The following is a 12,715-nucleotide window of genomic DNA, read 5'->3' as shown; positions in this document are numbered from 1 at the left end:
AAGGGCTGAATTCAGCGGGATTGAGCGATGTCCGGTATCGATGCGCCTCAGCTATGGCCGGATATGGCGCACCTCAGCCACCTCGCAGATCAACCTGGTCGGGCCAATCGGGTGGTTGCGAAGTGGCGCGGCAGTGTTGCCCTCGTACCAGCGCCTCCTCTCAACCCGAACGGACCTATCGCGCTAAGCTTGCGCCGAGTACCCGCCGTCGACGGGAATGGCGGCGCCGGTCACAAAATCCGAGGCGCGGCTGGACAGGAACACCGCGGTGCCGGCCATGTCGTCCGGCACGCCCCAGCGCCCGGCCGGGGTGCGCGTCACCACCCGGTCGTGCAGGTCAGGCACCTCGACCTTGCCCTGCTGCGTCAGCTCGGTGTCGATCCAGCCGGGCAGGATGGCGTTGACCTGGATGCCGTGCTGCGCCCAGGCGGTGGCGCAAGCCTTGGTGAACTGCACCACTCCGCCCTTGCTGGCGCTGTAGGGCGCGGCGAAGGAGGCACCGAAGATCGAGGTCATCGACCCGATGTTGACGATCTTGCCGGCGCCCTGCCGCCGCATCGCCGGGAACACCGCCATCGTAGCCAGGAAGGCGCTGGTCAGGTTGGCATCGATCAGCGCCCGCCACTCCTCCAGCGAATAGGCTTCGGGCGCCTTGCGCCAGTTGGTTCCGGCATTGTTGACCAGGATGTCGATCCGGCCGTGGCGCTGCAGCGCTGATGCGGCAAAGGCTCGGCAGTCGGCCTCCACCGTCACATCGGCGGCGGCGCCGGAGGCCTCGGCGCCCAAAGCCGCGATTTCGGCCACCGCGCGGTCGGTCTTGGCGGCGTCGCGGCCGACCAGCAGCAGCGCGGCGCCGGCCCGGGCCAGGCCGCGGGCGATGCCCAGGCCGATGCCGCCATTGCCGCCGGTGACGATGGCGACCTTTCCGGTCAGGTCGAACATGGAGGCTCCTGGCGTCTTCGGTAGGGACAGAAAGGGGTGGATGGTCAGGCCTTCGGAGCAGGGCGCGCCTGCTCCTCGAGCATCCGCTGCTTGATGATCTCGCGCAGGGTCTGCGCCAGGTTCGGCGTGGCGCTGGAGCACATCACCATGATCACGCAAGGCGCTTCACCAACCGCCAGGTAGCCGTGCTTCATGGTGCTGTCGAGATATACGCTGTCGCCCGATTCCAGCTCGATCGGCTCGTAATATTCGCTGTACAGCCGCATCCGGCCCTGCAGCACCTCGACGAACTCCTCGCCGACATGGGAGCTCAAACCCCCCATCTGCTCCGGCTCGGTGGCGCGCACCTCGATCCGGATCGGGATGATCCGCTTATGGGCGACGTCGGAGCACAGATAGGTGTAGCTGTAGAACTCGGTGTCCAGCCGCTGGCCCTCATGCTGGCGGCTGATGCTGCGCCGGGCGACCACCACCGCTGGGGCTGTCGGCCCGCCGGCCGAGAACAGGTCGGCGATCTCCACGCCCAGGCCGCGGGCCAGCTGCAGGATCTTGTCGTAGGTCGGGGACAAGAGGCCGTTCTCGATTTTCGACAGGGTCGAGGCGGAGATGCCGGTCATCGTGGCGACATCGGCCAGGGTCCAGCCGTGATGGGCGCGGCGCTCGCGCAGCACCCGGCCCAGCGGCGGCAGGTCGTCGGTCATGGCTCGATCTCGGTCATCCGGCGCAGGGGGCCTCCAGGCATACGGGCTGCTCATCAGCGCGCCGCCATGCTGTCCTTCAACGACAACGCGCCCAGCACTGCAAGCGTCATCGTCGCCAGCAGCACCAGGGCGACCAGCGCATTCACCTCCGGCGTGAAGCCGACGCGCATCATCGCCCATAGCCGGATCGGCAGGGTGGCATCGCCGCCGACCAGAAAGAAGGTCACCAAAGTCTCGTCGAAGGACAGGGTGAAGGCCAGCAGCGCCCCGGTGACGATGGCCGAGCGCAGCTGCGGCAGCACCACGAACAGGAAGGTCTGCAGCCCGGTGGCGCCGAGGTCCAACGACGCCTCGATCTGGCTGGCCTCCAGGCTGTCCAGCCGGACCGAGACCATGCGGTACAGGATCGCGAGCACCAGCACCGTGTGCCCGATCGCGACGGTGATCAGGCTGCGCTCGATCCCCAGCTCGCGGAAGGCCACCAGCAGCGAGATGCCGGTGATGATGCCGGGCAGCACGAAGGGCAGGAAGATCACGAATTCGATGAAGGGCCGGCCGCGCCGGGTCCCGGTTTTCATATACCAGGCCAGGCCCAGCGCCAGGACTAGCGCCAGCAGCACCGAAGCGGCCGCCACCACCAGCGTGTGGCCCAGCGCCGCCAGCATCTCCGGATTGTCGGTCAGGCCGGCATACCAGTGCAGGCTGAAGCTGGACCAGTCGATCGACTGGCCCTTCAGGTCGAAGAAGCTGGTGGTGACCACCGCCAGGGCCGGGCCGTACAGCGCGGCGAAGACCAGGGCGGCGACCAGCCACAGGGCGGTGATGACGATGCGTTCCGGCGCGGTCATTTCCCCCTCGCATGGCGGGACACCAGGGCGGCCAGACCGATCACCGCGGCCACGGCCAGCAGCAGCACCACGGCCAGGGCGGCGCCGAAGGGCCAGTTGAAGGCCATGCCGAACTGGCTCCAGATGGCGCGACCGAAGGTGAAGCCCTGGTTGCCGCCGACCATCTGCGGCGTCAGGAAATCGCCCAGCGCCAGCACCATCACGAACAGCCCGCCGACGATCGACCCGGGCAGGCTCAGCGGCAGCACCACCGTGCGGAAGGTCTGGCCCGGCCGGGCGCCGAGATCGGCCGAGGCCGCGGCCAGCGGCGGCGGAATCCGCTCCAGCGACAGGAAGATCGGCAGGATGGCATAGGGCAGGTAGATCACCGCCATGGTGATCATCACCGCCGTCTGGTTGAAGATGAATAGCTTGCTCGGCGCGTCGAGGATGCCGGTCGAGACCAAGGCCCAGTTCGGGAAGCCGTTGTATCCCAGGATGCCGCGCATGGCGTAGATCTTGACGATGTAGTTCATCGCCAGCGGGATCACGCTGAACAGCAGCATGAAGTAGCGGATCCGCCCCTCCAGCCGCCAGATCAGATAGGCGATGATGTAGCCGAAGACGAGGCCGATCACGGCGACGATGCCAGCCAGTTGCAGGGTGCCGAGGAATACCCGGATGTAGCTGGGCTGGGCCAGGAAGGCGGCGTAGTTGGCCAGGGTGAAGTCGTGCACCACTCGGCCGTCCGCCATCGACCAGAAGCTGGTCATCAGGAAGGCGGCCAGCGGCGCCAGGATCAGTGCTGTCGGCAGGCCGTAGACCGCAAGCCGCGGCAGCCAGCGGCCCAGGGCGCGAGCGGCGGGCGACCCGGCGCCGAGGCGTCGGGCCGGATTCGCGGGAGCAAAAGCATCGGCCATGGCCATCCTCATGCCCCCAGTACGCTGACATCGGCGTCCGACCAGAACACCGAGATCGGATCGCCGACATCGGCGCGGCCGTCGAACTCCGGCGTCGGCACGCGGATCCTGACGCTGGACCCGCTCTCTCCCAGGCGGACCACGATCTGGGTGGTGGCGCCGAGGAAGGTCAGGCTCTCCACCGCGCCCTCGGCCGACCGCCGCTCCGCGCCGGGGCGCAGGCTCAGGCTCTCCGGCCGGATGGCGATAGCCGACGGGCTGCCGGCCGGGGCGACGGCATGCCGGCCCAGCGGGCTGTCGACCGCGGCCGCACCGGCGGCGCGCGCCGGCAGCAGGTTGTTCTCGCCGAAGAACCGGGCGACGAACTCGCTTCTCGGGCGATAGTAGATCTCCTTCGGCGTGCCGACCTGCTCGACCCGGCCATGGTCCATCACCACGATCCGGTCGGACATGGCGATCGCCTCCTCCTGGTCGTGGGTGATGAACACGAAGGTGGTGCGGATGCGGCGCTGCAGGTCCTTCAGGAACTCCTGCATCGACCGGCGCAGCCCCGCATCCAACGCCGCCAGCGGCTCGTCCAGCAACACCACGCGGGGCTCACAGATGATGGCGCGGGCCAGGGCCACGCGCTGGCGCTGGCCGCCGCTCAGCTCGCCGGGATGGCGGCCGGCCTTGTCGGCCAGGCCGACCACCGCCAGCGCCTCGGCCACCCGCCGCTCGACCTCGGCCCGGGGCCGGCGCCGCATCCGCAAGCCGTAGCCGACATTGCGGGCCACGGTCATGTGCGGGAACAGCGCATAGTCCTGGAACACGGTGTTGAACGGCCGGCGGAAGATCGGCGTGTCGGTGATGTCCGCCCCGTCCAGCAGGATCCGGCCGGTGCTCGGGGCGGTGAAGCCGCCGAGCATCCGCAGGATCGTGGTCTTGCCGGAGCCGGAGGGACCGAGGATGGCCAGGAACTCGCCGTCGCCGATCTCCAGATCGAAGGGCTGCAGCACGGTGACCGCGCCGTAGGATTTGCCGATCCCGGCAAGGCGGATGAGGCTTCGGAATGTCATGTCGGCCCTCGGCCTGGCGCTCAGTTGGCGGGTGTGGCCTTGATCTCGTTCCACAGGTCGATGCGCCTGGAGAAGCTCTCCGGTGCCTGCAGGAACACCAGCCTGTCGGCATAGGTCAGACCGATCGCCTGGTTGGCGTCGGCATCGGTGGTGTTGCCGTAGCCGGTCTTCTCGCTGATATAGGTGCCGACTTGTCTGTCCAGCATGGTGTCGATCCAGGCCTGGGCCAAAGCGGTGTCGCGCGCGCCGGCGCTGATCGCCCAGCAGTCGATCCAGCCGATCGCCCCTTCCTTCGGGATGGTCAGCGCCGCGTCGATGCCCTTCTTCTGCAGCTGCGGCACCTGCGGCTCGCCCATCGACATCATCAGGTCGACGCCGCCCTGGGCGAAGATGCTGACCCCGTCGTCGAAGCCGGCGTAGTAGGACAGCACGGTGCGCTTCTGGTCGATCAGCTTGGCCTTGATCGCGGCGAACTGGTCGTCGGTCAGGTTGAACGGGTCCTTGACGCCCAGCGCCAGCGCCGTGGTGACGATGGCGTTGTTGGCGTCGTCCATCGCCAGCACCCGGCCGGCATATTTGTCGTCCCACAGCACCGACCAGCTGTCCGGCGGAGTGGGGAAGGCCTTCTTGTCGTAGATCAGCGGGATCGAGCCCCAGGCGAAGGGCACGGCGTAGGCCTTGCCGTCGAATACGATGGCCGGGACGTCGCGGAAGGCCGGCAGCAGGTTGGTGGCGTTCGGGATCTTCGACAGATCCACCGGCTGGACCAGCTTCTCCTGCACCAGCCGCTTGTAGGACGAGGTCTCGATGGCGATGACGTCGTAATCCTCGCCCTTGGTTGCCGTCATCTTGGCGAAGATCTCGTCGACGCTGCCGGTGTAGGTGATCTTGGCCTTGCCGCCGGTCTTCTCCTCGAACGCCTTGACCCAAGGCTCGTCGGCATAGCCCTCCCAGGTCAGCACCCGCAGCTCCTTCTCCGCCGCCGCGGCGGGCAGGGCCGCGCCCAGCGCCGCCAGGATGCAGGCGCCCATGACGAACTCACGCCGTCTCACCATCTCAGCCTCCTGTTTTCTGTCTTATCGTTGTTCAGACCACCGGCCCGCCCAGCGGCCGGTCCGGGTCGGCATAGTCCACCGGTGTGCGGTGCCAGCCGGCCGCGTGCTTGTCCCAGTACAGCGCCTTCAGCCGGGTGCTGACCGGTCCCGGCCGGTCGTTGCCCATGACGTGGCCGTCGACGCGCGACACCGGCATGACGCCGCCGGCGGTGGTGGTGCAGAACATCTCGTCGGCCTGCAGCAGGTCCTCGTGCCGCAGCGGCGCGATCCGGGCCGGCACGCCGATCTCTTCGCACAGCTCCAGCACCGAGCGGCGGGTGATGCCCTCCAGCGACCCGCGGTCCGGCGTCAGCACCTGGCCGTCGCGGACCACGAAGACGTTGAAGCCCGGCCCCTCGGTGACGAAGCCCTCGGCGTCCAGCAGCACGGCCGTGTCGGCGCCGCGGTCATGCGCTTCCAGCAGGCCGCGGGTCAGGTCGCCCCACTGGTAGTTCTTGATCGTCGGGTCGACCGAGGCAGGGGCGACGCGCGGGGTCGAGGCGACATGCAGATGCGCCCCGCGCTCCTGCACCGCCTGCGGGATCACGTCGATCCAGGGAATGGCATAGGCGACGAAGCTATTGTCGCAATCGGCCGGCCGGCGCGACCCGAAGACCCGCGGCCGGCCGCGGGTGCAGATCATCGCCACATACGCGTCGCGCAGCCCGGCCAGGGCGACGCAGCGGGCCAGGATCGCCGCGATTTCAGCCCGGTCATGCGGCGGCGCCAGCCGCATCCCGGCCAGCGACCGCTCGAACCGGTCCAGGTGATCGCCCAGGCGGAAGAAGTCGCCATCACGCACATGCACCACGTCATAGGTGACGTCGGACCGGGTGAAGCCCCAGTCCAGCACCGAGATCTTCGCCTCGGCGATCGGCACATAGGCCCCGCCGACGAAGGCCGCCCCGGCCGAGTAGTCCTGCTGGCTTGCGGTCATGCACCGTCCCCGTCTGCGCGGCCCTGCGGCCGGTCCCCAATGTTCTTCGGATTGTCTGCAGGATGCGCAACGAATCTCTCATTAGCAATAGAAATTTCGTATACGAATTTTCAATTGATCTTTGGAAACCGGCGACACATCCTCTGTCGCAGTTGCCAAGCCCCCGCAAAGGGCGGGCGTCAGACGACCAAACAGGGATGCACATGCTTTCAGCGACGGACACGGCCGGGCTCGGCCCGACGCGCCTCAAGGTCACGCGGCTCAGCCTCGGCACCGCGCCGCTCGGCGGGCTCTACGCGCCGGTGGAGGAGGGGCAGGCCGGCGGCACGATCGCCCGGGCCTGGGCGCTGGGGTTGCGCTTCTTCGACACCGCGCCGCAATACGGCAACGGCCTGTCGGAGCGGCGGCTGGGCCGGTTCCTGGCCGGCAAGCCGCGCGACAGCTACGTGCTGGCCACCAAGGTCGGCCGGCTGCTGCGCGTGCCGCCGCAGGCCGAGGCGCAGGAGGACGCGTTCTACAAGGGCACCCCGCCGGAACGGCCCGTGTTCGACTTCTCCTATGACGGGGTGATGCGGTCGCTGGAGGAAAGCCTGGAGCGGCTGGGGCTGGACCGGGTCGATGTGCTGCACATCCACGATCCGGACGACCATTACGACGCCGCCATCTTCGGCGCCTATCGCGCCCTCGACCGGCTGCGCGCCGACGGCGTGATCGGCGCGGTCGGCGCCGGCATGAATCAGGCCGAGATGCTGGCCCGCTTCGCCCGCGACGGCGTGTTCGACTGCTTCCTGCTGGCCGGCCGCTACACGCTGCTGGAGCAGAACTCGCTCGACGATTTCATGCCGCTGTGCGAGGCGCGCGGCATCGGCGTGATCATCGGCGGCGTCTACAACAGCGGCATCCTGGCCAACCCGAATGCCGGCGCCAAGTTCAACTACCAGGATGCGGACCCGGCGCTGATCGCCCAGGCCCAGGCGCTGGACGCGGTGTGCCGGCGCCATGGCGTGCCGCTGAAGGCCGCGGCGATCCAGTTCCCGACGGCGCATCCGGCTGTGTCCTCGATCCTGACCGGCGCCCGCACGTCGGCCGAGCTGGAGGAGAACGAGGCCCTGTTCCGCCACCCGATCCCGGCCGATCTGTGGGCCGAGCTGCGCGCCGAAGGGCTGATCGCCCCGGCCGCGCCGACCCCGTGATCCCCGTCCTGCCTCGCCATCACCAACACGAAGGACCCGCGCCATGCTGATCGGCATCGACCCCATTCTCGGCCCCGACATCCTGCACGGCCTGCGGGCGATGGGGCATGGCGACGAGGTCGTCATCGCCGATGGCAGCTTCCCGGCCGAGACCGTGGCCCGGCGCCTGGTGCGGATGGAGGCGGCGGACCTGCGGCGCATGCTGGGCGCCGTGCTCAGCGTGCTGCCGATCGACGAGTCCGAGCCCGACCCGGTGATGGGAATGGAGGTGATCGGCAACCCGGCCGAGGTGATGCCGGCGCACACCCTGATCCGCGAAGCGCTGGGCCGGGTCGCCGGCAACCACCGGCTGACGCTGCTGGAGCGTTTCGCCTTCTACGACCGGGCGAAGCAGGCCTCGCTGGTGATCGCCACCGGCGAACGGCTGTTCTACGGCAACGTCATCATCCGCAAGGGCACCGTGGCGGCGTAGGTTAGCAAGCCCAAGCATGCTCGATACGGCCGGAACTGGCGCGCCTCGGCTTGGCGGCGCGGGCGGCATTGGGTGGATTGCTGCCATCACTACGTGCCTTACCCTTGAGTCAACATATTCAGACCCACAAATGTCATTCTGCATTCTCCTCTACGCGATCCTGCAGCGCTCGACGCATTCGTGGAGCGTTGTCTTTGCGATTGGGTAGCTTGGATAGCCATTATTGGTGACAGCGCAGCACTCATTGAGGAGATCATCGATGAAATTGTCGTCAGACAGGTGATGATCCCGAGCGCTTCATTCTGACATCATCACACTTAACCCAGGAACTCGTCAGAACGGTCTCTCTGCTGACTCAGGATGGCACTCCAGAGTCAGACAACTCCGCTTGTAGCACATGGCTACTGTCGCCTATGAGCCGAAGGTGGACGCGTCCGCTTTGGGGAGCCAAATACGGTGTCAGGTTTCGGAAACCTTTCCCAGGCTTTAGGTCGGCGCGGAAGGGCGGTTCCCGGCCAGTTCGGCCTGCGTCCGGTTTGGAGAAGCCACGTCGATGACCGGAGATGGCGCTCTCCAGAAGCGCGATCGCCGAGCCGACGACGGCAGGGGCATCTGGGTCACGACCGGCAAGATCGTTGGAATAATCTGTCTGTTTCATGAAGGCCCTCTCGGGATTACCTCAGCTCACGCGAGCGGAGCGGCACGAGGCCTGAGCACATCCACAATCACCCAATGTCCCGAATTCGTCATCCCCATGACGACTGCGAGCCGGACGGCGCGAGCACTCTGGTCCTAGGGTCGACACCTTCTGCAATCTCCGCCACCTAGGAGACCCGCCTTGCTCTCGACGGCCGCATGACCGGCGCGCTGATACTCCTGACTCTCGCCGGCTATGTAGCGCTCCTGCTGTGGGGCGTGCACATGGTCTCGACCGGGGTGATGCGGGCCTTCGGCTCGGATCTGCGCCGGGTGCTGGGCCGGAGCCTGCGCTACCGCCTCAACGCCTTCCTAGTTGGGCTCGGGGTGACCGCCGCGCTTCAGAGCAGCACCGCCACCGGGCTGATGGCGACGTCGTTCGTCGCCTCCGGCGTGATCGGCCTGGCTCCGGCGCTTGGGGTGATGCTCGGCGCCAATGTCGGCACCACCCTGATCGTGCAGGTCCTGTCCTTCAAGATCGCCCTGGTCGCGCCGATCCTGATCCTGGTTGGCGTCATCGCCTTCAAGCATGGCGGACGCACTCGGACCAGGGATCTCGGCCGCGTCTGGATCGGCTTCGGCCTGATCCTCCTGGCCCTGCATCTGCTAGTGGTGACGATCGAGCCGGCGGCTCAGGTGCCCGCGTTGCGCGCGGTGTTCGGCGTGGTCGCCTCGGCTCCGGTCGTCGGCGTGCTGATCGCGGCCGTCCTGGCCTGGGCGGCGCACTCCTCTGTCGCCGTCGTCCTCCTGATCATGTCCCTGGCCGGTGCCGGGGTGGTCTCGCCGACTGCCGTGGTCACGCTCGTGCTCGGCGCCAATCTCGGCAGCGCCATCAACCCGGTGCTGGAGGGGGCGGGCAGCGGCAGCCCGGCCGCCCGGCGGCTTCCGGTCGGCAACCTCTTGACCCGCGTCGTCGGTGCCGTCATCGCGTTGCCGCTGGTAACTCCGATCGTCGAACTGCTGCTCCGGCTCGAAGCCGACCCGGCGCGTCTGGCCGCCAATGTCCACACCGCCTTCAATCTCGTGCTCGCCATTCCCTTCTTCATCGCTCTGCCGGCGGCGGCAACGCTGCTGGAATGGCTGCTGCCCGACCGGCCGGAGAACCTTCAGGACCCGGGCGCGCCGCTCCATCTCGACGACGGCGCCCTCTCCGACCCGCACCTCGCCTTGGCCAACGCCGCCCGCGAGACGCTGCGCATGGCCGACATTGTCGAGGGCATGTTGCGCGGGGTGGTCGACGCCTTTCAGGCCGACGACCGCAGGCGCGTCGCCGAGATCAGCCGCATGGACGACGGCGTCGACGGCCTGCACCGCGCGATCAAGCTGTATCTGACGAGGATCAGCCGCGACGGCTTCGATGACGAGGCCGGCCGCCGCTATTCCGACGTGCTCAGCTTCGCCATCAACCTCGAGCACATCGGCGACATCATCGACAAGAACCTGATGGAGCTGGCGGCCAAGAGGGTGCGGTTCCGCCTGGCCTTCTCGGCCGAGGGCACTGAGGAGATCCGCGCCATGTGCGAGAGGCTGCTGGCGAACCTGAAGCTCGCCGTCGCCGTATTCATGACCGGCGATGCCCGCGCGGCAGCCAGGCTGATCGCCGAGAAGGAGGTGTTCCGCGAGCTCGAACGCCACGCAACCGAGACGCACTTCCTCCGGCTGCGCGAGGGCCGTCTCGAAAGCATCGAGACCAGCTCGTTGCATCTCGACATCCTGCGCGACACCAGGCGCATCAACTCCCACATCACCGCCGTCGGGTACCCGGCGCTCGATGCCGCCAACGGTGCCCGCCCGATGTCGGTGCAGGAGCGGTCATCTGGCTGGGCCGAGGCGGCGCTTGACGGCGGCGGCTAGCGCAAGCGGCCGCTGGCATATCCGCGAAGGGCAGGGCGCCAAAATGGCACCGGGTCCGGCGCCCATGGCGCCATGAAAAAGGATGTGCAGACAAAGACTTAGGCGCCGGTGTGTGCCGGCGCTTTATCTTGCCCTACCGCGGCCTCTCCCGCCGCCAACCGCCTCACGCCCGCCTACCTACGATTCCTCGAATCCAATCTATCGGTCGCCAGGCGCCAGAAACTGGAGAGCGGCCGGTCCGATCGACCGCTCTCCGAGGCCTCGTTCCGACCTCTCAAGCGCCGTTTCGGAACGCGAATTCGGCGCTCGAAAGGTCGTCGAATTCATTCATGACGAGCATCATCTGAAGCCTCCGGGAGCGGTCGACAACGCAGGTCGCGACGCGATATCGGCCGCGGAAAACGCTCAGGATCCGCACGAGATCGGAGCCCTCGAACTCGTCGTCGTCGAAGCTCTCATAGGCCCCGAGATCGCGTTCGGCGATGCGTCCGTCCCAGACGAATTCGCCCAGCTCGGCCTCGGCGAACCGCTCGACGACGGCATCGAGCCCGTCCCGTCCGAACTCGGTTTCGAGATCGCGGACGAGTTGGGGGAAGCGGTCGAACGCGGCATGCGGATGGTCGAAATTGCACATCGGTTCCTCCATCGTTGAGCCGTCCTCCTCGTCGAGGACATCTCTCAGGAGCAGCCGGCGGAGGCTCCGTCAGGGACGCCGAAGGCGCCGCGGAGCGGGGCGCGGGGGAGCCGAGATGCGGAGCATCTCGGGGGGACCGCGCATCCTTGACGGAGGCTTCGCTTCCGGCTGACGGATCGCCGCAGTTATCACCTGCAACTCCTGAGCACCGAGCGCACGGCGATGGCGGCGATCTCCTGGACCTATCCCGCGGCCGAGCTCCTCGCGCTCGAGGCGCGCAACCGCCGCGCCGAGGCCGCGGCGCCGGTGGATGCCGGGCTCTCGCTCGAGACTCTCCGCTTCCGCTACGCCATCACCGGCGACCACCCGCCCTGGCGGCCGGTCCAGGCCTTCGACGACGGCTCCAAGGTCTACATCCAGTTCCCGCGCCGGATCGACCAGGGCGAGATGCCGCCGCTCTTCGTCGTCGGCCCCGAGGGCGGTAACGCGCTCGTCAACTACCGGGTGCGCGGCATCTACTACATCGTCGACCGCCTCTTCGCTGCGGCCGAGCTCCGGCTCGGCGAGGCCCCGCAGCAGGTGGTCCGGATCAGCCGGACCGACGGGCGATGAGCGAGACGCCACGCGAGGAGGGGCGCAAGCTGCCGCCCGAGAGCCTCATGCTGCGCGGCCGGCCGCGGCGCGCGATCCGGTTCCGCAGGCGCCTGGTGATCGCGCTCGCGGCGCTCCTCTGCGCGGCCGTGTTCGGCGCCGCCTGGCTCGCGCTCGAGAGCATGCCGCGGCGGCCCGGGTCCGGAGTGCCGGCCGAAACAGGGCGTAAGCCGACCCCGGACGGCCTCATGGCGCTGCCCGGGAGCTATGACGAGATCCCGAAGCCCGTGCCTCGCCTTGGTCCGCCCTTGCCCGGCGATCTCGGTCCGCCCGTGGTCGAGCGGGAGAGGTCGCTCGGGGTCGCGCCGTCGAGCCTGCGGCCGGATCCGGAGGCGGACGCCTCCCGCGCCGAGCGGCTCCGCCTGGCCCAGCAGGCACGGCAGGCCCGCGAGTCCGGCGTGTTCTTCCGGATCTCGAAGGAGGCCCGGGACGAGGAGAGCCGGCCGGCGGGGGGCAGGACGGAGGCATCATCGACCGGAGCGGAGCGGCTCGGCCCCGAGCCCGGGCGCGATCCGCGCGGGCAAGACCGGAAGCTGGATTTCTTGAACAGGCCGGCCGACGAGGAGATCTACAATCCGCATGCGCTCCTGCGGCCGGTCTCGCCCTATCAGGTGATGGCGGGGACGGTGATCGCGGCGAGCCTCCTCACCGGACTCAATTCCGATCTGCCGGGCCTGGTGACGGCGCAGGTGACGGAGCCCGTCCATGACAGTGTGACCGGCCAGGTTCTGTTGAT

Annotated in this window: 13 protein-coding genes; 5 read left to right on the top strand and 8 right to left on the bottom strand. The window is 68.2% G+C overall.

What is annotated here, in order from left to right; translation table 11 throughout:
* Positions 1-183: 183 nt before the first annotated feature.
* The 7 genes from AAHM41_RS35050 to AAHM41_RS35020 are packed head-to-tail and all read right to left on the bottom strand — an operon-like array spanning position 184 to position 6,479.
* Positions 184-942, bottom strand: coding sequence for a glucose 1-dehydrogenase (locus tag AAHM41_RS35050; RefSeq protein WP_342241265.1), 759 nt, complete (start codon positions 940-942; stop codon positions 184-186).
* A 44-nt stretch (positions 943-986) separates the two neighbouring features.
* Entirely contained in the window at positions 987-1,643 is a 657-nt protein-coding gene (locus tag AAHM41_RS35045; RefSeq protein WP_342241264.1) for a helix-turn-helix domain-containing protein, read from the bottom strand.
* 53 nt (positions 1,644-1,696) lie between these two features.
* A complete protein-coding gene (locus AAHM41_RS35040; protein WP_342241263.1) occupies positions 1,697-2,491 on the bottom strand; it encodes an ABC transporter permease in 795 nt (264 codons plus the stop codon).
* The gene (locus AAHM41_RS35035) at positions 2,488-3,390 is read right to left on the bottom strand and encodes an ABC transporter permease (protein WP_342241262.1); all 903 of its coding nucleotides are present in this window, start codon (positions 3,388-3,390) and stop codon (positions 2,488-2,490) included. The genes AAHM41_RS35040 and AAHM41_RS35035 overlap by 4 nt, the downstream gene beginning before the upstream one ends.
* An 8-nt stretch (positions 3,391-3,398) precedes the next feature.
* Positions 3,399-4,448, bottom strand: a complete 1,050-nt coding sequence (locus AAHM41_RS35030; RefSeq protein WP_342241261.1) for an ABC transporter ATP-binding protein — start codon at positions 4,446-4,448, stop codon at positions 3,399-3,401.
* Positions 4,449-4,468: 20 nt separating this feature from the next.
* Complete coding sequence (locus AAHM41_RS35025; protein ID WP_342241260.1) at positions 4,469-5,503, bottom strand: ABC transporter substrate-binding protein; 1,035 nt, start codon at positions 5,501-5,503, stop codon at positions 4,469-4,471.
* A gap of 31 nt (positions 5,504-5,534) precedes the next feature.
* Positions 5,535-6,479, bottom strand: a complete 945-nt coding sequence (locus AAHM41_RS35020; RefSeq protein WP_342241259.1) for an aminotransferase class IV — start codon at positions 6,477-6,479, stop codon at positions 5,535-5,537.
* A 203-nt stretch (positions 6,480-6,682) separates the two neighbouring features.
* On the opposite strand from AAHM41_RS35020, the gene AAHM41_RS35015 reads away from it, so the two are divergent.
* From AAHM41_RS35015 to AAHM41_RS35005, 3 genes are all read left to right on the top strand, one after another.
* A complete protein-coding gene (locus tag AAHM41_RS35015; RefSeq protein ID WP_342241258.1) occupies positions 6,683-7,672 on the top strand; it encodes an aldo/keto reductase in 990 nt (329 codons plus the stop codon).
* Positions 7,673-7,715: 43 nt separating this feature from the next.
* A complete protein-coding gene (locus tag AAHM41_RS35010; RefSeq protein WP_342241257.1) occupies positions 7,716-8,144 on the top strand; it encodes an RbsD/FucU family protein in 429 nt (142 codons plus the stop codon).
* 855 nt (positions 8,145-8,999) lie between these two features.
* Complete coding sequence (locus AAHM41_RS35005; protein WP_342241256.1) at positions 9,000-10,694, top strand: Na/Pi cotransporter family protein; 1,695 nt, start codon at positions 9,000-9,002, stop codon at positions 10,692-10,694.
* A gap of 274 nt (positions 10,695-10,968) precedes the next feature.
* Here AAHM41_RS35005 and AAHM41_RS35000 read toward each other — a convergent pair whose 3' ends face one another.
* On the bottom strand, positions 10,969-11,328 hold the full coding sequence (locus tag AAHM41_RS35000) for a hypothetical protein (RefSeq protein ID WP_342241255.1): 360 nt from the start codon (positions 11,326-11,328) through the stop codon (positions 10,969-10,971).
* A gap of 168 nt (positions 11,329-11,496) precedes the next feature.
* On the opposite strand from AAHM41_RS35000, the gene AAHM41_RS34995 reads away from it, so the two are divergent.
* Together AAHM41_RS34995 and AAHM41_RS34990 are read left to right on the top strand one after the other, a co-directional pair.
* On the top strand, positions 11,497-11,940 hold the full coding sequence (locus AAHM41_RS34995) for a TrbG/VirB9 family P-type conjugative transfer protein (RefSeq protein WP_446719512.1): 444 nt from the start codon (positions 11,497-11,499) through the stop codon (positions 11,938-11,940).
* The coding region (locus AAHM41_RS34990; protein ID WP_342241254.1) for a TrbI/VirB10 family protein at positions 11,937-12,715 on the top strand (779 nt) is incomplete at its 3' end. The genes AAHM41_RS34995 and AAHM41_RS34990, both read left to right, overlap by 4 nt.

The sequence above is a fragment of the Inquilinus sp. OTU3971 genome, from assembly GCF_038440215.1.
The sequence above is the reverse complement of the archived record's forward strand: the minus strand, read 5'-3'. Positions and strand labels throughout refer to the sequence as shown.

Excerpts from the sequence above, each read along its gene's own strand:
- AAHM41_RS35050 (WP_342241265.1), bottom strand. The coding sequence starts at position 942 with ATGTTCGACCTGACCGGAAAGGTCGCCATCGTCACCGGCGGCAATGGC.
- AAHM41_RS35045 (WP_342241264.1), bottom strand. The coding sequence starts at position 1,643 with ATGACCGACGACCTGCCGCCGCTGGGCCGGGTGCTGCGCGAGCGCCGC.
- AAHM41_RS35040 (WP_342241263.1), bottom strand. The coding sequence starts at position 2,491 with ATGACCGCGCCGGAACGCATCGTCATCACCGCCCTGTGGCTGGTCGCC.
- AAHM41_RS35035 (WP_342241262.1), bottom strand. The coding sequence starts at position 3,390 with ATGGCCGATGCTTTTGCTCCCGCGAATCCGGCCCGACGCCTCGGCGCC.
- AAHM41_RS35030 (WP_342241261.1), bottom strand. The coding sequence starts at position 4,448 with ATGACATTCCGAAGCCTCATCCGCCTTGCCGGGATCGGCAAATCCTAC.
- AAHM41_RS35025 (WP_342241260.1), bottom strand. The coding sequence starts at position 5,503 with ATGGTGAGACGGCGTGAGTTCGTCATGGGCGCCTGCATCCTGGCGGCG.
- AAHM41_RS35020 (WP_342241259.1), bottom strand. The coding sequence starts at position 6,479 with ATGACCGCAAGCCAGCAGGACTACTCGGCCGGGGCGGCCTTCGTCGGC.
- AAHM41_RS35015 (WP_342241258.1), top strand. The coding sequence starts at position 6,683 with ATGCTTTCAGCGACGGACACGGCCGGGCTCGGCCCGACGCGCCTCAAG.
- AAHM41_RS35010 (WP_342241257.1), top strand. The coding sequence starts at position 7,716 with ATGCTGATCGGCATCGACCCCATTCTCGGCCCCGACATCCTGCACGGC.
- AAHM41_RS35005 (WP_342241256.1), top strand. The coding sequence starts at position 9,000 with ATGACCGGCGCGCTGATACTCCTGACTCTCGCCGGCTATGTAGCGCTC.
- AAHM41_RS35000 (WP_342241255.1), bottom strand. The coding sequence starts at position 11,328 with ATGTGCAATTTCGACCATCCGCATGCCGCGTTCGACCGCTTCCCCCAA.